This window comes from Streptomyces sp. NPDC093586 (assembly GCF_044764905.1).
GTDB lineage: Bacteria > Actinomycetota > Actinomycetes > Streptomycetales > Streptomycetaceae > Streptomyces.
The window spans coordinates 131,908-153,697 of the sequence record NZ_JBIWJA010000005.1 but is presented as its reverse complement, the minus strand read 5'-3'; the positions used below and the strand labels follow the sequence as shown (position 1 = coordinate 153,697).

Here is a 21,790-nt window from a genome sequence, read left to right as displayed (position 1 = left end):
GGGCGGGGGCGGTGCGGGCCGGGGTGCGGCGCCCGGGGGCCGGGGCGGCGCCGCTCACGACAGGGCCTCCCGCACCTGCGCCACCGTCAGCCACTTCTGCGGTGCCAGGACCTTCGCGACCTGCGGGGCGAAGGACGGGGACGCCACCACCACGTCCGCCGCCGGGCCGTCGGCGATCACCTCGCCCTCGGCGAGCAGCACGACCCGGTCGGCCAGCTCGGCGGCCAGTTCCACGTCGTGCGTGGCCAGCACGATCGCGTGGCCGTCGGCCGCCAGCGAGCGCAGGACGCCGGCCAGGCGGGCCTTCGCCGCGTAGTCCAGACCGCGCGTCGGCTCGTCCAGGAGGAGGAGGGGAGGGCGGGCGGTCAGGACCACGGACAGCGCGAGGGTCAGGCGCTGGCCCTCCGAGAGGTCGCGGGGGTGCGTGTCGTCGGTGACGCCGGGCAGCAGTTCCGTCAGCAGGGCGCGGCAGGTGCCGGGCGCCGCGTCCGCGTCCCGGTCGGCGGCCGCGCACTCGGCGGCGACCGTGTCGGCGTACAGCAGGTCGCGCGGCTCCTGCGGGACCAGGCCGACCCGGCGCACCAGCTCGCGCGGGGGCGTGCGGTGCGGTACGGCGTCGCCGGCGCGGACGGACCCGGCGGACGGCTCGACGAGGCCGACGAGCGCGGAGAGGAGCGTGGACTTCCCGGCGCCGTTGCGGCCCATGAGGGCGACCGTCTCGCCGGGGGAGACGGTGAGGCCGACGTCGCGCAGCGCCTGGATCCGGCCGCGCCGGACGGCCAGGGAGCGGACCTCGGCGGCGTACGGGGAGGGGGCGGCGTCCGCCTGCTTCCTGCGGCGCCGCAGGAAGGACGCGGGCGCGGGCCGGGGCGCCGGGAGCGCGGAGCCCGAGGGGACGCGCTCCGGGGGCCGCCGGTCGGCCAGCCGTTCCCGCAGCGGGGCCGCGCGGCGGCGGGCGTCCCGGATCGTCAGCGGCAGCGGGGACCAGCCCGCCAGCCGGCCCAGGTCCACCACCGGCGGGTACACCGGGGACACGGCCATCACCTCCGCCGGGGCGCCGACGACCGGCGCCGCGCCCGGGGACGGGAGCAGGACGACCTGGTCGGCGTACTGGATGACGCGCTCCAGGCGGTGCTCGGCCATCAGGACCGTCGTCCCGAGGTCGTGGACCAGGCGCTGGAGGACCGCCAGGACCTCCTCCGCGGCGGCCGGGTCCAGGGCGGAGGTCGGCTCGTCCAGGACCAGGACGTCGGGGTGCGGGGTGAGCACCGAGCCGATGGCGACGCGCTGCCGCTGGCCGCCGGAGAGCGTGGCGATGGGACGGGAGCGCAGGTCGGACAGGCCGAGAAGGTCGAGGGTCTCCTCGACGCGGCGGCGCATCACGTCCGGGGCGAGCCCCAGGGACTCCATGCCGTAGGCGAGTTCGTCCTCGACGGTGTCCGTCACGAAGTGGGACAGCGGGTCCTGGCCCACCGTGCCGACCACGTCGGCGAGTTCGCGCGGCTTGTGGGTGCGGGTGTCGCGGCCGGCCACGGTGACCCGGCCGCGCAGGGTGCCGCCGGTGAAGTGCGGCACGAGACCGCCGACCGCGCCGAGCACGGTCGACTTGCCGACGCCCGACGGACCGGCCAGCAGGACGAGTTCACCCTCGGGGACCTCGAAGTCCACGCCGCGGACGGTGGGTTCGGTCACCCCGTCGTAGGTGACCGATACGTCCTCGAAGCGGATCACGACGGCTCCTTGGCGGGTGGGGATGCGGGGGCGGGGGTGACGAACGCCGGGAGCAGGCCGACGAGCACGGCCGCCGCCGGCCACAGCGGCAGCGACGGCGCGACCAGCGGGACCACGCCCGGGTGCAGCGCCGCCGGGTCGCGGACGGCGGCCACGGACAGCGCGGCCGCGACCGCCACCCCGGACGCGGTGACCAGCCAGGCGCGGGCGTCCCAGCGGTCGGGGCGGTAGCGGGTGCGCGGGGAGCGGCGCCCGCCGAGCCACAGCCCCGCGAGGGCGGCGGCGAGCCCGGCGAGCAGGACGGGGACGCCGTACGCGCCGCCGGCGGCGGTCAGCACGCCGTACGTCCCCGCGCAGACGCCGAGCAGACCGCCCAGGGTGAGGACGGCGGTGGTACGGCGTACGGCGGCGGGGACGGCGGCGGTACGGCCGTAGCCGCGGGCGTCCATCGCGGCGGCGAGGGCGACGGAGCGCTCCAGGGCGCCCTCCAGCACCGGCAGCCCCACGTGGAGCAGGCCGCGTACGCCCTTGTCGGGGCGGCCTCGCAGGCGGCGGGCGGCGCGGAGGCGGTGGACGTCGGCGATGAGGTGCGGGGCGAAGGTGAGGGCGACGACGACGGCCACGCCCATCTCGTACAGGGCGCCGGGGAGGGACTTGAGGAGGCGGGAGGGATTGGCGAGGGCGTTCGCGGCGCCGACGCAGACGAGGAGGGCGGCGAGCTTCATCGCGTCGTACAGGGCGAAGGCGAGGCCCTCGGCGGTGACCCGGCCGCCGAGGCGGATGCCCTGCGCCCAGTGGGGGAGGGGGACCTCGGGGAGGGTGACGAGGGTGTGGGTGCCGGGGATGGGGGATCCGAGGACCGTGGTGAACAGCAGGCGGATCACCAGGACGGCGAGGGCGAGCTTGACGAAGGCGCCGTAGGAGCGGGACCAGGGGGCGTGGGGGCGGCGGGCGATGACGACGTAGGCGGAGACGGCGACGAGGAGGGCGAGGAGGAGGGGGTTGGTGGTGCGGGTGGCGGCGGTGCCGAGGGCCAGCGCCCACAGCCACCAGGCGCCGGGGTGGAGGGGGGTGGGTGCCGCGGACGCCGGTCGCGTGGTGGCGGGGCGCTGGTGCCGGGGGGTGGGGGCGCTTGCCCGCGCTGACGGGTTGCCTCCTCCAGAGGGGGTGCCCCCAGCGCCCACCCTTTCCCATGCTCGGCTTCGCTCGCGCGGGGGGACCCCCGTCGCCCCGGCGGCACGACTGCCCGCAGGCCGGGTGGGCTGGGTGGCGCGGCTGCTCGCGGGCTGGGCCGTGGGCCGGGCGGCACGACTGCCCGCAGGCCGGGCCGTGGGCTCGGCTGCGGGCTGGGCCGGGTCAGGAGTCGGCATTCCTGCGCCGCCTCGACTGCCAGGTGGCCGCGGCGGCCAGGGCCGCGACGATCGCCATGCCCGTGACGATGCCCACCGACGGGCCGCCGTCGTCGTCCTGGGCGGGCTTCCGCTCGGGCGCCGCGGTGGCCGTCGGGTCCTGCTCGCCCGTCACCTGCTCCCCGCACCCCGTCCTCGGGTAGCCCGCGATGGCGCAGAGCAGGGCGTTGGTGTCGTAGCGCAGGGGGCCGGCGACGGCGGCCAGGGCGTCGGCCGTCGTGGCGTCGGGGGAGACGCGGGCGCAGGCCGTACGGCCTGCGGGCGGGGTCTCGCCGGACGGGGCGTCGGGCGCCGTACCGAAGTCCAGGACGAGCGCCACCCGCTTCGTGCCGTCCTGCGCGGGCGTCTTCGCGCAGATCGCCGCGAAGTCCGCCGTGCCGCGCGGCCGGGCAGCGTCGCCCGAGTCCTCGCTCACCGAGAAGCGGAAGCCCTGGACGTCGCCGTCGGAGGGGCGGGCCATGGAGGGGCCCTGGGTGGCGTACGTCCAGTGGTCGCCGTCGCGGTCCCAGAAGGACCAGTAACGGTAACCGGCGGCCTGCGCCTGGCCCGCGCCCGCGACGATCGCGAGCCCGGCCAGCAGCAGGAGGGCGAGGCGGCGTATCACGGCTGCCGCTTCCGGTTGCGTCCGCTGAGGAAGAAGCCGATGCCGATGCCGAAGACGAGGCAGACGCCGACGAACCACCAGACCCCGAACGGGGAGTCGTCCTTCTTGTCCTCGTCGGCGGCCTGGTTGGTGGTCCGCAAGGTGTCCGTCGCCTTGAACCCCTCGGGGGCGGGCCCCGTGGCGTTCAGCTGCTTCACCAGGTCGGCGCCGCCGAAGGCGCGGGGGTCGGTGCCCGTGGCGTGGGCGGCGAGGATGAGCTGGGCGTAGGCGGCGGGACCGCTCTGCTTCGCCCAGGTGCCGGCGTTCTTCTGCAGCCAGGCCAGCGGCTTCGCGGCCTTCTCGGCGCCGCCCTGCGCGGCGAGCGCGACGACGGCGTCGGCGGTGTTGCCGTAGTCGGGCTGCGGGTCGGCGCCGGCGAGGGCGGAGGTCAGGTGGCCGTCCTTCGCCACGGCCCGCGCGAGGTGGGCGGCGCCGTTGGCGGCGGCCTGCTCGCGGGTGGGCTTGTCGCCACCGGCGCAGCCGGCGTCGCCGCCGCCCGCCGTCCTGCCCGGCTCGGTGACCAGGCCCTTGCCGAGCGCGCCGAGGACACCGGCGGCGGTCGCGTCGTCGTTGGCGAGGAGCTTGCCGGCCTTGTCGGGCTGGAAGGCGAAGGCGCCCGCGCCCTCGCCCTCCGAGCAGGGCAGCGCGAACGTCAGCAGGGCGTCGTAGGGCGTCTTGCCGTCCTTCGTGACGCTCTCCGGCTCGGTGCCGGTGGCGGTCAGGGCGCCGATGACGACGGAGGTGGAGTTGGCGTCGCTGGGGCCGCCGGGGCTGTAGCCCCAGCCGCCGTCCTTGTTCTGCACGGACTTGAGCCAGGCGAGGGCGTCCTCGACGACGTCGCCGTGCCCGCCGACGGCCCACAGCGCCTGGACGGCGGCGGCCGTGCTGTTGGTGTCGACCATGGTCCTGGCGTCGCAGGGCTTGCTCGTGTCGGCCCGGTAGGGCGCGAAGGCGCCGTTGGCGCACTGCTGCCCGGTGAGCCAGTCCACGGCCTGCTTCGCGGGCACCATGCGCACGGTGTCCTGCGCGAGCAGGGTCAGCGACTGGCGCCACACGCCGTCGTACTGGGGGTCGGCGCTGCCGTACAGCCCGGCGGGCAGGGAGGCGGAGGCGGACGGTGACGGGTCGGCGGCGACCGCGGGCGCGGCGGCGCCGAACACGGCTATGGCGGCCAGGGCCGCGGCGCTGCGACGGCGGACGTTCATGATCGGCGGGTGCCTTTCCCTGTGCGGGACCGGACAGCACGGGGCACCCCCGGCGGCTCGGCCCCGTATGCCTCGACGGTGCCCGTGCACGGCGGACGCCGGGCACGTGAGCCGGTCACGGTCCCGTCCGGGGCGATCCGGCTCACCGCCTGCGAACATTGCTCGGCGGACGGCTCACGGTTGCGGGTCAGCGCCGGAATTGCACCGGCTTCCCCCCGTACGGGTGTGATGACGACGCCGCCACTTTACCCGGCCGTAAGAAGGGCGGACCGAGGGGCGGCCCCGGGGCGGGGCGGGCCTCGAGTACCTTCCGGGCATGCCCCCGGGAGACTGCTCGGCACGGGACGCACGGCCGACGTGCACGGGATCGACGAGGCGTGGGTGCTGCGCCGCGACCGGGAAGGCGTCGGGGACGCCGTGGCCGAGGGCGCGGTGATGGAGCACGCGCGCGGCTGAGCCGGTGCCCCGGGTGCGGCCCGGCGGACCGGGGCGCCGTCCTCCCCTCGCCGGGCCCGAGGGACGTCCCGACGGGTGCCCCGGCGGGTCTCCCGAGGGATGCCCCGCCGGGTGTCCCGTGGTGGCGCGAATCACCTGATCCACTCGTCACAGCACCCCTACCTGCCGGTAGATTCGGAGCCTCTGACGATCAAGTCCGAGAGTTGTTCCAGATCAACGTCCCGGCATAGTGTCGCGGGACGAAGCAGGGAGAGAGGGGCCCAGGGTGACCGCTGAGGCCAGTCAGGCGGGACCCCGTCAGGAGCCCGCCGCCGACGGCTTGCGAGCGCTCCGCATCGCACTCCTCACCTACAAGGGAAACCCGTTCTGCGGCGGCCAGGGCGTCTACGTCCGCCACCTCTCGCGCGAACTGGCCCGCCTCGGCCACCGCGTCGAGGTCATCGGCGCCCAGCCCTACCCCGTGCTCGACGAGGGCCACGGCGACCGTCTGTCCCTCACCGAGCTGCCGAGCCTCGACCTCTACCGCCAGCCGGACCCCTTCCGCACCCCCAAGCGCGACGAGTACCGCGACTGGGTCGACGCCCTCGAGGTCGCCACCATGTGGACCGGCGGCTTCCCCGAACCTCTGACGTTCTCGCTGCGCGCCCGCCGCCACCTGCGCGCCCGCCGCGGCGACTTCGACGTCGTCCACGACAACCAGACCCTCGGGTACGGCCTCCTCGGCGACGTCGGCGCCCCCCTGGTCACCACCATCCACCACCCCATCACCGTGGACCGGCAGCTGGAGCTGGACGCCGCCGACGGCTGGAAGCGCCGCTACTCCGTGCGCCGCTGGTACGCCTTCACCCGCATGCAGAAGCGCGTCGCCCGCCGCCTGCCGTCCGTGCTCACCGTCTCCGGCACCTCCCGCCAGGAGATCGTCGACCACCTCGGCGTCCGGGACGACCGCATCCACGTCGTCCACATCGGCGCCGACACCGACCTGTTCTCGCCCGACCCCTCGGTGCCGCAGGTGCCGGGCCGGATCGTGACCACGTCCAGCGCGGACGTGCCGCTCAAGGGCCTCGTCTTCCTCGTCGAGGCGCTGGCCAAGGTCCGCACCGAGCAGCCCGACGCCCACCTCGTCGTCGTCGGCAAGCGCCCCGCCGAGGGCCCCGTCGCCCAGGCGATCGAGCGGTACGGCCTCGACGGCGCCGTCGAGTTCGTCAAGGGCATCTCGGACGCCGAACTCGTCGACCTCGTCCGCTCGGCCGAGGTCGCCTGCGTGCCGTCCCTGTACGAGGGGTTCTCGCTGCCCGCCGCCGAGGCCATGGCGACCGGCACCGCGCTGCTCGCCACGACCGGCGGGGCCGTCCCGGAGGTCGCCGGACGCGACGGGGAGACCTGCCTCGCCGTGCCGCCCGGCGACGCGGGGGCGCTGGCCGCCGGACTGAACCGGCTGCTCGGCGACCCGGAGCTGCGCGCCCGGCTCGGCGCGGCCGGACGCGACCGCGTGCTGCGCCACTTCACCTGGGCCCGCGCCGCCGAGGGCACGGTCGCCCGCTACCGCGAGGCCATCGGCGCCTCCGCCACGACCACCCCGAGGATCGTGTCCGCGACCCCGGCCACCAGTGACACCGGCGTCTACCCCGAAAGCAGGGCCACGTGCTGACCGTCGACTTCTCCCGGTTCCCGCTCGCCCCCGGCGACCGCGTCCTGGACCTCGGCTGCGGCGCCGGCCGGCACGCGTTCGAGTGCTACCGGCGCGGCGCCCGGGTCGTGGCGCTGGACCAGAACGGCGAGGAGATCCGCGAGGTCGCCAAGTGGTTCGCCGCGATGAAGGAGGCCGGTGAGGCACCGGCCGGGGCCACCGCCACCGCCATGGAGGGCGACGCGCTGGCCCTGCCCTTCCCGGACGAGTCCTTCGACGTCGTCATCATCTCCGAGGTGATGGAGCACATCCCCGACGACAAGGGCGTCCTCGCCGAGATGGTCCGCGTCCTCAAGCCCGGCGGCCGCATCGCCATCACCGTGCCGCGCTACGGCCCCGAGAAGGTCTGCTGGACGCTGTCCGACGCCTACCACGAGGTCGAGGGCGGCCACATCCGCATCTACAAGGCGGACGAACTCCTCGCCCGCATCCGCGAGGCGGGCCTGAAGCCCTACGGCACCCACCACGCGCACGCGCTGCACTCGCCGTACTGGTGGCTGAAGTGCGCCTTCGGCGTCGACAACGACAAGGCGCTGCCCGTGCGGGCGTACCACAAGCTGCTGGTCTGGGACATCATGAAGAAGCCGCTGGCGACGAAGGTCGCCGAGCAGGCGCTCAACCCGCTGATCGGCAAGAGCTTCGTGGCCTACGCGACCAAGCCGCACCTCCCGCCGGTGGACGCCGCGTGACGTCGTCCCGGAGTCCTCGCACCCCCCGCGCGGAACACCTCGTGCTGCCCGGCGTCCTCACCGACGAGCAGGCCACCGCCACCGTCCGCGGCATCCTCGCCGTGCAGCGCGAGGACGGCGCCATCCCGTGGTTCCGCGGACACCACCTCGACCCCTGGGACCACGTCGAGGCGGCGATGGCCCTCGACGCGGCCGGCGAGCACGACGCCGCCGGGCGGGCGTACACGTGGCTGGCCCGGCACCAGAACGAGGACGGCTCCTGGTACGCCGCCTACGCCGACGGCGACTTCGCCGACGTCACCGACCGCGGCCGCGAGACCAACTTCGTCGCCTACGTCTGCGTGGGCGTCTGGCACCACTACCTCGCCACCGGCGACGACACGTTCCTGGACCGGATGTGGCCGGTCGTCGTCGCCGCGACCGAGTTCGTCCTGCGGCTCCAGCAGCCCGGCGGGCAGATCGGCTGGCGGCGCGACGACGACGGCACCCCGACGAAGGACGCGCTCCTCACCGGGAGTTCCTCCATCCACCACGCGCTGCGCTGCGCGCTGGCCATCGCCGAGCAGCGCGAAGAGCCGCAGCCCGACTGGGAGCTGGCGGTGGGCGCGCTGCGGCACGCCATCCGGCGCCACCCGGAGCGGTTCCTGGACAAGGGCCGCTACTCGATGGACTGGTACTACCCCGTCCTGGGCGGCGCGCTGACCGGCACCGAGGCCCGCTCCCGCATCGAGGAGAGCTGGGACCGCTTCGTCGTCCCGGGCCTCGGCGTGCGCTGCGTCGTCCCCAACCCCTGGGTGACGGGCGGCGAGTCGGCCGAACTCGCCCTCGCGCTGTGGGCGGTGGGCGAGTCCGACCGCGCCCTGGAGATCCTCCAGTCCATCCAGCACCTGCGGGACGCGGACAGCGGCCTGTACTGGACGGGGTACGTCTTCGACGACCAGGTCGTCTGGCCGCGCGAACTGACCACCTGGACGGCCGGTTCCCTGCTGCTCGCCGTCGCCGCGCTCGGCGGCCACGAGGCGACCTGCCAGGTCTTCTCCGGCGACCGGCTGCCGAGGGGCCTCGACCCGGACTGCTGCGTCTGAGCGGCTGCTCGAGCGGTCAGCGGTGGCCGAGCCGGTTGGCGATGGCGTGGCCGACGAAGAGGTAGACCACGGCGGCCAGGCCGTACCCGGCGACGACGCGCGCCCAGGCCTCGTCGAACGTGAAGAGGTCTCGTGACCAGCCGGCCAGTACGTCGGCCGTGTCGTGGACGAACCGCACCAGGTCGTTGGCCCGGTTGGCGTCCAACAGGTACATCAGTATCCACAGGCCGAGGATGAGGGCCATGACGTCCGCGACGATCGCGATGGCTCGTCCCGCGGAACTGGAACCGTGGTGTCTGGACATGCCTTGCGTATGACCCCGCAAGGCGAGCGGAAACCTGTGCGAACGGCCCTCCGTCCGGAACTGCGTCCGGACGGAGGGCCGTTGGGGTTCGGGGGTCAGCCGCGCTGGATGCCCGAGGTGTCCTGGAGGACGCCGCGACGGCCGTCCTGCGTCTGGGCGACCAGGTTCGCGCCGCGCTGCTCGACGGCCAGGTACCAGGTGCCCGGCGCCAGTTCGGCGATCGGCGTCGGCGAGCCGTCCTCCGCGAACAGCGGACGCGGCACCGGCACGGCGAACCAGAACGGCGAGAAGTCCCCGGCCGGCTGCGCCTGCGCCTGCTGCGGCTGCGGGGCCTGCGGCTGGCCGCCGAACGACGGCTGGCCCGGCTGTGCGCCGTACGGCTGCTGCGGCGCACCCGCGCCCGGGTAGCCGTAACCGCCCTGCGGCTGGGCGCCGTAGGGCTGCGGCGCTGCCGGGCGGGGGGCCGGGACGAGCGCGGCCCTGAGGGCGGGGACGAGGGGGGTGGCGAGGGCGCCGACGGCCATGACCAGCGTCGCGACGAGGGCGAGGATCAGGCCCGTGCCCGCGTCCGGGCCGTCGCCGGAGCCCCCGAAGTTGTCGGTGCCGCCGGCCGGGTCGAAGACGTTGCCGAGCGCGCTCCACGCGGCGAAGATCGCGAAGGCGGCGCCGAACTGCCCGAGGTCGAGCCCGGCGACCTTCTTGGGCTGCGGCAGCCCCCGGGCGACCACGACGAGCACGGCGCCGATGATGCCCGCGAGGACGACCCCCATCAGGACCGGCCCGCTTTCCCACAGGTTGGGCATGTCGACGCTGTCGGGCACGCCGTCGATCGAGTAGAGGTCGAAGAACGACGCGATGAACAGCAACACCGCTGCTCCGATCACCACGCCGTCGCCTCGAGTGAGGGAGCGGATATTCACTTCAGGTCCTTCGTAGGTCGTCTCGTCGTCGGTAGAGGCGTCGCTGTCACCATGTCGCCGTCGGGCCCTGATGGGAAGCGCGGGGGTGACCCCTCATCGTACGGAGACACTATCGTCCGCACGCCGGGACTGTCCGCAGAGATCCGGGCGGCTGTCACTACCCGCGCAGGAACCCCACGATTCCCTCGGACATCCCCCGTGCCGCCTTCTGCCGCCAACTGCCGCTGGTCAGCAGCGCCGCGTCCTCGCTGTCACGCATGTTGCCGCACTCGATGAACACCTTGGGAACCGTTGACAGATTGAGACCGCCCAGATCCGTGCGCGTGACCAGACCGGTGCCGCCGCCGAGGTAGTCGGCGGGCGCGGTGCCCGTGACGCGGACGAAGTTGCCCGCGATCCGCCGGCCGAGCTCGGCGGAGGGGGCGACGATGGCGCGGGTGTCGGCGGCACCCGCGTGCACGGTGCCCGGCAGGATGACGTGGAAGCCTCGGTCGCCGGCGCCCGCGCCGTCGGCGTGGATGGAGATCGCGGCGTCCGCACGCGCCTCGTTGCCGATCCGGGCCCGCTCGTCCACGCAGGGTCCGTAGGGGCGGTCGTCGTCCTGCGTCAGCTTCACCGTGGCGCCCTGCGCCTCCAGGAGCGTGCGCAGCCGGTGGGCCACGTCGAGCGTGAACTCGGCCTCGGGCCACCCGGTGTCGGTGGACGTGCCCGTCGTGTCGCACTCCTTCCGGTTCGTACCGATGTCCACCTTGCGGTTGATCTCGGACGGGTGCCGGAAGTTGCCCGGGTTGTGCCCCGGGTCGATGACGACGACCTTGCCCTTCAGCGGTCCGGAACCGGCGGCGGGCGCGGACGTCGGCGGAGGCGCGGAGGGCTTGCCGTCCGAGGAGGAAGAGGCGCCACCGGTGGGCGTCTTCGCGTCCGCGGTGGGGGAGGCAGGACCACCGGAGGACGAGGCCGACGACGCCGGCGCACCGGCCGCCCGGCCCGTGCCGCCGCCTCCGCCGTCCGGACCGCCGACCGCGGCGTACACCCCCCACCCGAGCAGCGCACCGGGGACGAGCGCGGCGAGCGCCACGATCAGCGGGCGACGCAGGGGGGAACGACGGGGTCGGGGTGGATCGAGGTCCGGGCCTGTGTACGACACGTCAGCCACCTTAGAGGCCGCCCGGGCGTCCGGTCAGTCGTCCCCGGACTGCTGCTCGTGCCGGTAGGTGCCGCGGGCCAGCTCCTGCAGGAGCTCGTGCTCGGTCTTGCCCGTCACCCGGGCCATGGTGCGCAGCAGTTGGGCGCAGAGCGCGGCCGCGCCGTCCATCAGGGCCTCCGTCGCCAGCGGGTCCTCACGGCGCCGCTCGGCGACGTACTCGGCCAGCAGGTCGTCCCCGGAGACGTAGGCGGTCATGAACTCGATGCCGGTGCGGACGCGGTCGTAGTCACTGCTCATGGCCGAACCCTCGCACACGGCGGCCGCAGGCGCCCTCAGATCCCCGTGCCCGTCCGCCGCAGGACGCGCAGCGAGTCGGTCGCCGAGACCTCGGTGAACGCGCCCGACGCGAGGGCCCGGAGGTAGACGCGGTAGGGGGCTTGGCCGGTGAACTCGTCGGCCGGGTCCGGGAAGACGTCGTGGATGACCAGCAGGCCGCCGTCGGCCACGTGCGGGGCCCAGCCCTCGTAGTCGGCGTTCGCGTGCTCGTCGGTGTGGCCGCCGTCGACGAAGACCAGGCCGAGGGGGGAGTCCCACAGGGCCGCGATCTGGGGCGAGCGGCCGACGAGGGCCACCACGTGCTCCTCCAGACCGGCCCGGTGCAGGGTGCGGCGGAAGGCGGGGAGCGTGTCCATCACGCCGAGTTCGGCGTCGACCGTCTCCGGATCGTGGTAGTCCCAGCCCGGCTGCTGCTCCTCGCTGCCCCGGTGGTGGTCGACGGTGAGCGCGGTGACCCCCGCCCGGCGGGCCGCGTCGGCGATCAGCAGCGTGGAGCGCCCGCAGTACGTGCCGACCTCCAGGAGCGGCAGTCCGAGCCCGCCCGCCTCGGCCGCCGCCGCGTACAGCGCCAGTCCCTCGTGCGCGGGCATGAACCCCTTCGCGGCGTCGAAGGCGGCCAGGATCTCCGGTGTGGGTGCCGCGGGCATGGGGTTCCTCCCGGTCGTACGTGCGTGCCGGCGCCCCATGCTGCCGCACCCCCCGCCGCGCGGCGCGACAGGGGGTGCGGACGGAAGGCGCGGCGGGCGGCCGGCGCGGATCAGGCGGAGACCGTGTCGCCCGGCAGGGACAGGTCCAGGTCGACCGGCCGCTCGTCGCCCGCGTGCGTCGCCGCGTGGGCGAGCGGGCCGTGGCCCGCGGCGCGGGCGGCCAGCACGTACGGGCCCTCGGCGGGCACGGCGAGCGTGTAGCTGCCGTCCCCGGCGGTCAGGGTCGCGCCCGCCTGACGGCCGTGGCGGTCGATCAGCGTGACCTTGGCACGGGCGACGGGCGCGCCGTCCGCGGCCAGCACCCGGCCGCGGAAGCCCCGCAGCGCCTCCTCGGCGCGGGCCAGGTTCGCGTCCTCCTCGCTGCTCGCCCGCAGTTGCGTGGTGGCCTCCGGGCGCCTGCGCGGCAGGAAGAAGGCCAGCACGAGACCGGCCGCGACCGCGCCGGTGGCGATCAGGAACGAGACCCGGAAACCGTGCATGGTCGGGATCGCCACACCCCCGACGGTGGTCGAGGTGTTGGCGAGCACCATGCCGATCACGGCGCTCGACACCGACGTGCCGATGGACCGCATCAGGGTGTTGAGGCCGTTGGCCGCACCCGTCTCCGAGGCCGGGACGGCCCCCACGATCAGCGCCGGCAGCGACGAGTAGGCGAGACCGATGCCCGCGCCGAGCAGCACCGAGGTGACGACGGTCTGCCAGGCGGCGCTCATCAGGCCGAGGCCGCCGCCGTAGCCGACCGCGATGACCAGCAGGCCGATGATCAGCGTGGTGCGCGGGCCGTAGCGGGCGGACAGCCGGGCGTACACCGGCGCCGTGAACATCATCGTCAGGCCCAGCGGCGCCACGCACAGGCCCGCGACGATCATCGACTGCCCGAGGCCGTAGCCGGTGGCGGAGGGCAGCTGGAGGAGCTGGGGCAGGACGAGGGAGACGACGTAGAAGGCGACGCCGACCATGATCGAGGCGAGGTTGGTGAGGAGCACCTCGCGGCGGGCCGTGGTGCGCAGGTCGACCAGCGGGGCCGCGACGCGCAGCTCCATCAGGCCCCACAGCAGCAGGACCACGACGGCGGCGGCGAACAGGCCGAGCGTGGTGGCCGACCCCCAGCCCCAGTCGCTGCCCTTGGTGATCGGCAGCAGGAAGAGGACCAGGCCGGCGGAGAGGCCGAGCGCGCCGGGCAGGTCGAAGGAGCCCTTCGCCCGCAGCGGGGACTCCGGTACGACGAGGAGGGTCAGCGCGATGGAGAGAACGCCGAGGCCGGCGGCGCCGTAGAACAGGGCGTGCCAGTCCGTGTGCTGGGCGACCAGTGCGGCGGCGGGCAGCGCGAGGCCGCCGCCGACGCCGATCGAGGAGCTCATGAGGGCCATCGCCGAGCCGAGCCGCTCCCGCGGCAGCATGTCGCGCATCAGGCCGATGCCGAGGGGTATGGCGCCCATCGCGAAGCCCTGGAACGTACGGCCGACGATCATGGGCAGCAGGGCGTCGGTGAAGGCGCTGACGAGCGCGCCGGCCACCATCACGGCCAGACTGGCGATCAGCATGCGCCGCTTGCCGTACAGGTCGCCGAGGCGGCCCATGATCGGCGTGGCTACGGCTCCGGACAGGAGCGTGGAGGTCAGGACCCAGGTGGCGTTGCTGGGCGTGGTGTCCAGGAGTCGGGGCAGGTCCTTGATGACCGGCACGAGCAGGGTCTGCATCACCGCGACGACGATGCCCGCGAAGGCGAGCACCGGGACGGTGGCCCCGCTCACTCGCCGGGCGGGCTCGTCGGTCGTCGTGTGGGACATTGGGTGAGGCCTCCAGGCCGAGGAGTCGAGCGAATGCGATGCGTGATGTGTGCAGGCTGAACCTCGTGCGCCCAGGCAACTATTCCGTTGCTTCGAGCCCCTAACGATTTCTTGACCTTCTCTTTGCGCGTGCATGTACCCGGGGTGTCCGGGCGTCCGGGTGCCCGAGGGCCGGGGCGGGTGGGTGTCGCGGCTGGAGCCAGCCCTGCCGACGGGCCTCGCCCAGGGCAGGGGCGGCGACGGCTGCCGCTGGGGCGGCACGCCGCCTGACCCGGACCCGCGTCAGGCTGCAAGGCGTCGGGCACGTGCGGGTGCACCGGCACCGGCCCGTGCCCGGCCGGGTCAGGACGATCAGCGTCAAGCGCGAGGGCGACACCGGTACGTCGTCCTCGCCCGCGACGAGCGCATGTCCCGGATGCCCGGCGTCCCGTACGGTCGGGGCTGTCCACGACGGTGACACCGGGAGGGTCATGCCCATCGACGCAGCCGAGGCGCTCGCCGCCGGACCCCGTGTGCGGGAGATCTCCTGGGACGCCAGGGACGTCCTGCTCTACCACCTCGGCATCGGCGCGGGCGTCCCCGCCACCGATCCGCGCGAGCTGCGCTACACGCTGGAGTCCCGGCTGCACGTCCTGCCGAGCTTCGCCACCGTCGCCGGCGGCGGCCCCCCGGGCGTGATCCGCGCCCTGTCCGTGCCCGGCGTCGACGTCGACCTCGCCCGGGTCCTGCACGGCGGACAGAACCTGCGCCCGCACCGGCCCCTTCCGGTGCGGGGCCGCGCGAGGGCGGCCTCGCGCGTCGTCGCCGTGCACGACAAGGGCACCGCGGCCGTACTCGTCCTGCGCACCGAGGTCACGGACGCCCGTGGCCCGCTGTGGACCGAGGAGGCGGAGGTCTTCGTACGGGGCGAGGGCGGCTGGGGCGGCGAGCGGGGACCGTCCGGACGCCCGGGGCCGCCGCCCGCCGGGGAGCCCGACCTGGTCGTGGAGCGCCCCGTCCGCGAGGACCAGGCCCTGCTGTACCGGCTGTCCGGCGACCTCAACCCCCTGCACGCCGACCCGGAGTTCGCCGCGCGCGCCGGCTTCGGCCGGCCCGTCCTGCACGGACTGTGCACCTACGGCAGCACCCTCAGGACCGTCGTCGACACACTGCTCGACGGCGACGTGACCCGGGTGCGCGAGTACCGCACGCGGTTCGCCGGCGTCGTGTACCCGGGGGAGACGCTGCGGGTGCGGATGTGGCGGACCGGCGATGACGACGGTGACGGCGCGGGTGCCGCGGGCGTCGTGCGGGTGGCCGTGAGCGCGCCCGGGCGGGGCGAAGCGGCCGTCCTCGCCGACACCGTCGTACGCCACGACTGACCGCGGGGCGGCGGGACGCACCCGCGGGACGGACCGGCGACGGCCAGGACCGGCGACGGCCACGGCCCCGCCCGTCGGATGCGACGGGCGGGGCCGTGGCCTTGTGCTCCGTGTGTCCCGGCGGGCCGTCAGGCCGCCGACTCGGTCTCCTCCACCGGCTTGCGGTGGCGGCCGCGCGGCGTGGCCGCGCCGTCCTGACTGGAGACCGGTCCCCGGTGCCGGCCGTGGCCGGTGTCGGTCTCGCGAACGTCGGCACCGGCGGCCTGGATCGGCTGGGTCGTGCTGGTGTCGTTCATCGGAAGGAATTCACCCCGTCAACATGATCTTTCCTACAGCCGGGCGAGTGTAACCGGCACACCACGGCCCGGATCCAGGCGATCACGCCAACCGGCACTAGTTCGTTACAAGCCGTGCGAGCGGGGCCTGTTGGAGCGGAACCGGGCGTGATGGAGAGGGGTCCGGAGCCTCCGCTTCCGTCGCTCCGGCCGGGGCCCGGCGCTCCGCGCCGTCCGCCTCCTCGTCCTCGGTGAAGGGCACCGTCAGCCGTGCCACCCCGCACGGCGACTCCCGGGTGGCGTACGGCAGACGCAGCTCACCGCCCGCCGTCCACAGCCCGGCCCCCGTCAGCCAGCCCTCGGGCGCCGCGAGGTGCCGTACCCGCCGCTCGGCGGGCCGCCACACCGCGACCCAGCTGCCCCGCGCGCCGTCCACCCGCAACGCCACCGCGCAGCGCTCCGGCGTCAGCATCTGACCCGGCTGGACCGCGAACGGCGTCACGGCGCAGTCCGGCAGCCGCAGGCACTCCGGGAACCGCACCGGCAGGGTGCTGCCCAGCACCCCCCAGCCCAGCCGGGCACGTCCCGGCGAGGGCGCGTCCGAGCGGATCAGCACCAGCCCGCTGTCCGGGTCGGCCAGCAGCATCCGATCGTCGCTGTCCGCGGCGATCTGCAGCAGCGGCGACACCTCGCCGCCGCACCCCAGGTCCACCACGACCGCCTTGGTGCACCCGCCGGTCTCCCGGTCCACGGCCAGCATCCGCCCCTCGCGGTCCAGCCAGACCCCGCCCGAGCAGCGGCCGGGGATCTCCGCGAGGTGCTCGGGCCCGGAGGCGCCCCCCGCCACCTGCCACAGCGCCGTCGAGCGCGGGCCGACGGCCAGGGCGTACGCCCGCTCGCCGCCCGGTGCCGGCGGCAGCAGCCGCAGCCGCCCGGCGTCGTCCGGGCACTCGATCGCGCCGAGCGGCTGCTCGCCGGTGCCCGGACCGGTCGGGTACAACAGCGCGAAGAGATGCCGCCCGGCCGCGACGCGGTGGACCAGGACCCGACCGTCGGCCATCGGCTGCACCTCGGTGCCGGGCTCCTCCGGCTGGTCGCCGGGCAACGGCACCGCGTACGGCTCCGGGCCGTCCAGGGTCCAGCGCTCCGGGTACCAGGAGTCACCGGCCGGGGCGAGGCGCGCGGCGTAGGCCCCCTCCGCGGTGATGGCGCAGGCCGGCCGCGGTGTCCCGTCGTTCTCCGGACCTCCGTTCCCCCGGTCCGCCGAGGGCTCGATAGCACAGGCCGTCATCGTTCGGTCACCTCCGGTGATGAAGGTAGTTTTCGTACGCACAGCCGGGGGAGCGGAGACCGCCCCCATCACACATACGTGTGGCGCAGGAACGATTCGCCTGAGGAAAGGGCGAGGAGTGTGCTGCACGGCGCCGGTGCGCCCGGCACGGCACGCGGCGGGTACAACGGCCCAGAACCTCCAGGTAGCCTTGCGTGCGTGCCCCGTCTGTCAGAAGTCATCGCCGCGCTGGAGAACCTGTGGCCCGCCGAGCGGGCCGAGTCCTGGGACGCGGTCGGCACCGTCGTGGGCGACCCCGGCCAGGAGGTCTCCCGGGTCCTGTTCGCCGTCGACCCCGTCCAGGAGATCGTCGACGAGGCGGTGAAGCTGGGCGCCGGCCTGCTCGTCACCCACCACCCGCTGTACCTGCGCGGGACGACGACGGTCGCGGCCTCCACCTTCAAGGGCCGCGTGGTGCACACGCTCATCAAGAACGACATCGCGCTGCACGTCGCCCACACCAACGCCGACACCGCCGACCCCGGCGTCTCCGACGCGCTGGCCGGCGCCCTCGACCTCCGCGTCGTACGCCCCCTGGTGCCGGACCCGTCCGACCCCCGGGGCCGCCGCGGCCTGGGCCGCGTCTGTGAACCCGAGCACCCGCTCACCGTCCGCGAACTCGCCGCCCGCGCCGCCGAGCGGCTGCCCGCCACCGCGCAGGGCGTCCGCGTCGCCGGCGACCCCGAGGCGGTGGTCCACACGGTCGCCGTCAGCGGCGGCTCCGGCGACAGCCTCTTCGACCACGTACGGGCGGCCGGCGTCGACGCCTTCCTCACCGCGGACCTGCGCCACCACCCGGCGTCGGAGGCCCGCGCCCACAGTTCTCTCGCGCTGCTCGACGCCGCGCACTGGGCCACCGAGTGGCCCTGGTGCGAGCTGGCCGCAGCCCAGCTCGACGAGATCTCCGACCGCAACGGATGGGACCTGAGGGTCCACGTCTCCAGGACGGTCACCGACCCCTGGACCGCCCACGCGGCGTCCACCACCACAGCCGACACCATGGGAGCCCCCAACTGAACGCCGCGCCCGCCGACCAGATCCGACTCCTCGACCTCCAGGGCCTCGACGTCCGCCTCCAGCAGCTCGCGCACAAGAAGCGGTCGCTGCCCGAGCACGCCGAGATCGAGGCGCTGACCAAGGACCTCACCCAGCTGCGCGACCTGCTCGTCGCCGCGCAGACCGAGGAGAGCGACTGCGCCCGCGAGCAGACCAAGGCCGAGCAGGACGTGGACCAGGTGCGCCAGCGCGCCGTCCGCGACCAGCAGCGCCTGGACTCCGGTGCCGTCACCTCCCCGAAGGACCTGGAGAATCTCCAGCGCGAGATCGTCTCCCTCGCCAAGCGGCAGGGCGACCTCGAGGACATCGTCCTGGAGGTGATGGAGCGCCGCGAGTCCGCGCAGGAGCGCGTCGGCGAGCTGACCGGGCGGGTCGCCTCCGTCCAGGCGAAGATCGACGACGCCACCGGGCGCCGGGACGCGGCCGTCGGGCAGCTCGACGGCGAGGCGGCCTCGGTGGCCAAGGAGCGCGAGGTCGTCGCGGCCACGATCCCCGCGGACCTGCTGAAGCTCTACGACAAGCTGCGCGAGCAGCAGGGCGGCGTCGGCGCGGCCAAGCTGTACCAGCGCACCTGCCAGGGATGCCGCCAGGAGCTGGCCATCACCGAGCTGAGCGAGATCCGCTCGGCGGCGCCCGACACGGTCGTACGCTGCGAGAACTGCCGCCGCATCCTCGTGCGCACGGCCGACTCCGGGCTGTAGGGGGCCGGTCCGGTGGCGAGCGCGGGGGCAGATCCGGCGGCAGATCCGGCGACGGGTCCGGTGCGGGAGTTCGTCGTGGAGGCCGACGGCGGGTCGCGGGGCAACCCGGGGCCCGCGGGCTACGGCGCGGTGGTCAGCGACGCGGCGACGGGGGAGACCCTGGCCGAGGCCGCCGAGTACCTCGGCGTCGCCACGAACAACGTCGCCGAGTACCGGGGCCTGCTGGCCGGCCTGCGCGCCGCGCGCGAGCTGGACCCGTCGGCGTCCGTCCACGTCCGAATGGACTCCAAGCTCGTCGTCGAGCAGATGTCGGGCCGCTGGAAGATCAAGCACCCCGACATGAAGCCGCTCGCGGCCGAGGCGGCGCGCGTCTTCCCGCCGGGCCGGGTGACCTACGAGTGGATCCCCCGGGCGAGCAACAAGCACGCCGACCGCCTGGCCAACGAGGCGATGGACGCGGGGGCCCGCGGCGAGCGGTGGTCCCCGTCGACGTCGACGGCGGAACTGGACACGGCGGGCGCCGGCGGCGGTCGCACCGTCCGGGGCGGTCGCGCCGGGGGTGAGGCGGAGGCCGGTGCGGGCGGACGTCGGGCTGCCGCGGGCGCCGCCGCACGGACCGTCGAACCGGCCGGGCAGGGTGCCGGTGCCGCCGAGGACGAGCGCGTCGCCCAGGCGGCGCGGACCGGTGCCGGGACCGCGACCGGCGCCCGCGCCTCCGCTCCTGCCGCCACCACCGCCGATGTCGCCGCCGCCGACGCCGCCGACGCCTCCGCCGACGGCGACGTACGGGCCGCCAGGACCGTGGCCTCGCCCGGCTGGGGCCCGCCCGACCTGGGCGCCCCCGCCACCTTCGTGCTGCTCCGGCACGGGGAGACGCCCCTGACGCCGCAGAAGCGGTTCTCCGGGAGCGGCGGCAGCGACCCGTCGCTGTCCGCCGTCGGCCGCGAGCAGGCCGCCAGGGTCGCCGAGGGCCTCGCCCGACGCGGCACGGTCCAGGCGATCGTCGCGTCCCCGCTGGCCCGCACCCGCGAGACCGCCGCCGTCGTCGCCGCCCGCCTCGGCCTGGAGGTGACGGTCGACGAGGGCCTGCGCGAGACCGACTTCGGGGCCTGGGAGGGACTCACCTTCGCCGAGGTGCGCGAGCGCTACCCGGACGATCTGAACGCCTGGCTGGCCTCCCCGGAGGCCGAGCCGACCGGTGGCGGCGAGAGCTTCGCGGCGACCGGCGCCCGCATCGCCGCCACCCGCGACAGGCTGGTCGCCGCCTACGCGGGCCGCACCGTCCTGCTGGTCACGCACGTGACGCCGATCAAGACGTTCGTCCAGCTCGCCCTCGGCGCCCCGCCCGAGTCGCTGTTCCGCATGGAACTGTCGGCGGCCTCGCTGTCGGCCGTGGCGTACTACGCCGACGGCGGCGCCAGCGTCCGCCTGTTCAACGAGACGTCGCACCTGCGCTGAGCCCCGCCGCCGCGCGGGCCAGCGCCTCGACCCGCGCCCAGTCGCGCCCGGCGACGGCGTCCTTCGGCAGCATCCAGCTTCCCCCGACGCAACCGACGTTGGGCAGCGCGAGGTACTCCGGCGCGGAGTCCGGTCCGATGCCGCCGGTCGGGCAGAAACGGGCCTGCGGCAGCGGGGCGGCGAGGGCCTTGAGATAGGCGGTGCCGCCCGCGGCCTCGGCCGGGAAGAACTTCATCTCCCGCACCCCGCGCTCCAGCAGCGCCACCACCTCCGACGTGGTCGACACCCCCGGCAGGAACGGCACCCCGGACGCCCGCATCGCCGCCAGCAGCGCGTCCGTCCACCCCGGGCTGACCAGGAACCGCGCCCCGGCCGCCACCACCTGGCCCACCTGCTCCGGCGTGATCACCGTCCCCGCGCCGACCACCGCGCCCGGCACCTCCCCGGCGATCGCCCGGATCGCGTCGACGGCGACCGGCGTCCGCAGCGTGACCTCGATCGCGGGCAGCCCGCCGGCGACGAGCGCCCGGGCGAGCGGTACGGCGTCCGCGAGGTCGTCGACGACCACGACGGGAACGACGGGCGCGAGATTCAGGACCGAGGCGGACGGGGAGGAGGGCAGCGGTGAGGTCATGGCCTCATCGTGCCCTCGGAGTGCATCCTCCGCAATTATCGTTGCGCATATTGCAACGCTGGGGTGGCGGGGTCAGTGGATCTCCTCCACCAGCACGTCCAGCGACCACGGCTTCCCCGCCTTCGCCGGCGCCTCGGCCTCCACCACGTACCCCAGGTCGCGCAGCGCCTCCACCAGCTCCGCGGGCCCCTCGGGCGCGCTCCCGGAGGCCAGCAGGCTCCGTACGATCCGCCCCTTCGTCGCCTTGTTGAAGTGGCTGACCACCTTCCGGGTCGGCGCGTGCAGCACCCGCACGGACGCGGTCCGCCCGGCCACCTCGCCCTTCGGCCTCCACGCCGTCGCGTACGCCGCCGACCGCAGGTCCAGCACCAGCCCGTCCCCGGCGGCCTCGGGCAGCACCTCGGCCATCGGCGCCCGCCAGTACGCGCCCAGGGCCCCCAGCCCGGGCAGCCTCACACCCATCGAGCACCGGTAGGACGGGATCCGGTCGGTCACCCGCACGGCGCCCCACAGTCCCGAGAACACCAGCAGCGACCGCGCGGCCCGCGCCTGGGCGGCCGGGTCGAGGGAGGCCAGGTCCAGGGCGTCGTAGAGCACGCCGGTGTAGATCTCCCCGGCGGGCCGCGCCCCGGCCGTCCGCAGCTCCGCGTTCTTGGCGACCTCGCCGCGCAGCCCCTCGCTCAGCCCCAGCACCTCGCGCGCCTTCTCCTCGTCCCCGGCGCACAGCTCGACCAGCTCACCGAGCACGGCCTCCCGGGCCGCGGTGAGCCCCGGCAGGGACAGCGACCCGGTCTTCAGCGGGGCACCCCGGCCGGACGCGGCCTTCCCCTCGGACGGCGGCAGCAGGACAAGCACACGTAACT

Annotated in this window: 21 protein-coding genes, 1 pseudogene and 1 riboswitch; of the genes and pseudogenes, 8 read left to right on the top strand and 14 right to left on the bottom strand. The window is 75.0% G+C overall.

The window, feature by feature from the left end; all coding sequences use genetic code 11:
• Positions 1 to 54: 54 nt before the first annotated feature.
• The 4 genes from ACIRFH_RS08160 to ACIRFH_RS08145 all read right to left on the bottom strand — a co-directional run bounded on the left by ACIRFH_RS08160 (position 55) and on the right by ACIRFH_RS08145 (position 4,988).
• Entirely contained in the window at positions 55 to 1,731 is a 1,677-nt protein-coding gene (locus ACIRFH_RS08160; protein WP_403518045.1) for an ABC transporter ATP-binding protein, read from the bottom strand.
• Positions 1,728 to 2,915, bottom strand: a complete 1,188-nt coding sequence (locus ACIRFH_RS08155; RefSeq protein ID WP_403518043.1) for an energy-coupling factor transporter transmembrane component T — start codon at positions 2,913 to 2,915, stop codon at positions 1,728 to 1,730. The genes ACIRFH_RS08160 and ACIRFH_RS08155 overlap by 4 nt, the downstream gene beginning before the upstream one ends.
• Before the next feature lie 172 nt (positions 2,916 to 3,087).
• Complete coding sequence (locus ACIRFH_RS08150) at positions 3,088 to 3,744, bottom strand: SCO2322 family protein (RefSeq protein WP_403518041.1); 657 nt, start codon at positions 3,742 to 3,744, stop codon at positions 3,088 to 3,090.
• Positions 3,741 to 4,988: a prenyltransferase/squalene oxidase repeat-containing protein gene (locus ACIRFH_RS08145; RefSeq protein ID WP_403518040.1), complete on the bottom strand. Its 1,248-nt coding sequence runs from the start codon at positions 4,986 to 4,988 to the stop codon at positions 3,741 to 3,743. The genes ACIRFH_RS08150 and ACIRFH_RS08145 overlap by 4 nt, the downstream gene beginning before the upstream one ends.
• A gap of 130 nt (positions 4,989 to 5,118) precedes the next feature.
• Positions 5,119 to 5,203, bottom strand: a riboswitch (cobalamin riboswitch).
• A 115-nt stretch (positions 5,204 to 5,318) separates the two neighbouring features.
• On the opposite strand from ACIRFH_RS08145, the pseudogene ACIRFH_RS08140 reads away from it, so the two are divergent.
• The 4 genes and pseudogenes from ACIRFH_RS08140 to ACIRFH_RS08125 all read left to right on the top strand — a co-directional run.
• A pseudogene (locus ACIRFH_RS08140) lies at positions 5,319 to 5,466 on the top strand (aminoglycoside phosphotransferase family protein); the annotation flags it as partial.
• A 243-nt stretch (positions 5,467 to 5,709) separates the two neighbouring features.
• On the top strand, positions 5,710 to 7,095 hold the full coding sequence (locus ACIRFH_RS08135; RefSeq protein ID WP_403518038.1) for a glycosyltransferase family 4 protein: 1,386 nt from the start codon (positions 5,710 to 5,712) through the stop codon (positions 7,093 to 7,095).
• A complete protein-coding gene (locus tag ACIRFH_RS08130; RefSeq protein WP_403518037.1) occupies positions 7,089 to 7,823 on the top strand; it encodes a class I SAM-dependent methyltransferase in 735 nt (244 codons plus the stop codon). Before ACIRFH_RS08135 ends, ACIRFH_RS08130 begins: the two co-directional genes overlap by 7 nt.
• A complete protein-coding gene (locus tag ACIRFH_RS08125; protein WP_403518035.1) occupies positions 7,820 to 8,908 on the top strand; it encodes a prenyltransferase in 1,089 nt (362 codons plus the stop codon). Before ACIRFH_RS08130 ends, ACIRFH_RS08125 begins: the two co-directional genes overlap by 4 nt.
• 16 nt (positions 8,909 to 8,924) lie before the next feature.
• Here ACIRFH_RS08125 and ACIRFH_RS08120 read toward each other — a convergent pair whose 3' ends face one another.
• The 6 genes from ACIRFH_RS08120 to ACIRFH_RS08095 form a co-directional block, all read right to left on the bottom strand.
• Positions 8,925 to 9,212, bottom strand: coding sequence for a hypothetical protein (locus tag ACIRFH_RS08120; protein WP_403518033.1), 288 nt, complete (start codon positions 9,210 to 9,212; stop codon positions 8,925 to 8,927).
• Between the two features lie 95 nt (positions 9,213 to 9,307).
• A complete protein-coding gene (locus tag ACIRFH_RS08115) occupies positions 9,308 to 10,132 on the bottom strand; it encodes a hypothetical protein (protein ID WP_403518032.1) in 825 nt (274 codons plus the stop codon).
• Between the two features lie 157 nt (positions 10,133 to 10,289).
• Positions 10,290 to 11,279 (bottom strand): N-acetylmuramoyl-L-alanine amidase, encoded by a 990-nt coding sequence (locus ACIRFH_RS08110; protein WP_403518030.1) that lies wholly within the window; start codon positions 11,277 to 11,279, stop codon positions 10,290 to 10,292.
• A 33-nt stretch (positions 11,280 to 11,312) separates the two neighbouring features.
• Positions 11,313 to 11,576, bottom strand: a complete 264-nt coding sequence (locus ACIRFH_RS08105; RefSeq protein ID WP_403518028.1) for a hypothetical protein — start codon at positions 11,574 to 11,576, stop codon at positions 11,313 to 11,315.
• A 35-nt stretch (positions 11,577 to 11,611) separates the two neighbouring features.
• Positions 11,612 to 12,262: a class I SAM-dependent methyltransferase gene (locus tag ACIRFH_RS08100; protein ID WP_403518027.1), complete on the bottom strand. Its 651-nt coding sequence runs from the start codon at positions 12,260 to 12,262 to the stop codon at positions 11,612 to 11,614.
• A 110-nt stretch (positions 12,263 to 12,372) separates the two neighbouring features.
• On the bottom strand, positions 12,373 to 14,112 hold the full coding sequence (locus ACIRFH_RS08095; RefSeq protein ID WP_403518024.1) for an MFS transporter: 1,740 nt from the start codon (positions 14,110 to 14,112) through the stop codon (positions 12,373 to 12,375).
• Positions 14,113 to 14,582: 470 nt separating this feature from the next.
• On the opposite strand from ACIRFH_RS08095, the gene ACIRFH_RS08090 reads away from it, so the two are divergent.
• On the top strand, positions 14,583 to 15,473 hold the full coding sequence (locus ACIRFH_RS08090) for a MaoC/PaaZ C-terminal domain-containing protein (RefSeq protein ID WP_403518022.1): 891 nt from the start codon (positions 14,583 to 14,585) through the stop codon (positions 15,471 to 15,473).
• A 128-nt stretch (positions 15,474 to 15,601) separates the two neighbouring features.
• Here ACIRFH_RS08090 and ACIRFH_RS08085 read toward each other — a convergent pair whose 3' ends face one another.
• Both ACIRFH_RS08085 and ACIRFH_RS08080 read right to left on the bottom strand, forming a co-directional pair.
• Positions 15,602 to 15,769 carry a hypothetical protein gene (locus ACIRFH_RS08085; protein WP_225639020.1) on the bottom strand — a complete coding sequence of 56 codons (168 nt, stop codon included), beginning with the start codon at positions 15,767 to 15,769 and terminating at the stop codon, positions 15,602 to 15,604.
• Positions 15,770 to 15,866: 97 nt separating this feature from the next.
• Entirely contained in the window at positions 15,867 to 17,039 is a 1,173-nt protein-coding gene (locus tag ACIRFH_RS08080) for a hypothetical protein (protein WP_403518020.1), read from the bottom strand.
• Between the two features lie 198 nt (positions 17,040 to 17,237).
• On the opposite strand from ACIRFH_RS08080, the gene ACIRFH_RS08075 reads away from it, so the two are divergent.
• The 3 genes from ACIRFH_RS08075 to ACIRFH_RS08065 are packed head-to-tail and all read left to right on the top strand — an operon-like array spanning position 17,238 to position 20,293.
• Positions 17,238 to 18,095 (top strand): Nif3-like dinuclear metal center hexameric protein, encoded by an 858-nt coding sequence (locus ACIRFH_RS08075; protein WP_403518018.1) that lies wholly within the window; start codon positions 17,238 to 17,240, stop codon positions 18,093 to 18,095.
• Positions 18,092 to 18,835, top strand: a complete 744-nt coding sequence (locus ACIRFH_RS08070) for a zinc ribbon domain-containing protein (protein WP_403518260.1) — start codon at positions 18,092 to 18,094, stop codon at positions 18,833 to 18,835. Before ACIRFH_RS08075 ends, ACIRFH_RS08070 begins: the two co-directional genes overlap by 4 nt.
• 60 nt (positions 18,836 to 18,895) lie before the next feature.
• The gene (locus tag ACIRFH_RS08065) at positions 18,896 to 20,293 is read left to right on the top strand and encodes a bifunctional RNase H/acid phosphatase (RefSeq protein WP_403518259.1); all 1,398 of its coding nucleotides are present in this window, start codon (positions 18,896 to 18,898) and stop codon (positions 20,291 to 20,293) included.
• Here ACIRFH_RS08065 and eda read toward each other — a convergent pair.
• Positions 20,268 to 20,927: a bifunctional 4-hydroxy-2-oxoglutarate aldolase/2-dehydro-3-deoxy-phosphogluconate aldolase gene (gene eda / locus ACIRFH_RS08060; protein ID WP_403518016.1), complete on the bottom strand. Its 660-nt coding sequence runs from the start codon at positions 20,925 to 20,927 to the stop codon at positions 20,268 to 20,270. The two genes, ACIRFH_RS08065 and eda, sit on opposite strands and share 26 nt — an antisense overlap.
• 72 nt (positions 20,928 to 20,999) lie before the next feature.
• The gene (gene yaaA, locus ACIRFH_RS08055) at positions 21,000 to 21,782 is read right to left on the bottom strand and encodes a peroxide stress protein YaaA (protein ID WP_403518014.1); all 783 of its coding nucleotides are present in this window, start codon (positions 21,780 to 21,782) and stop codon (positions 21,000 to 21,002) included.
• Between the last annotated feature and the right edge of the window lie 8 nt (positions 21,783 to 21,790).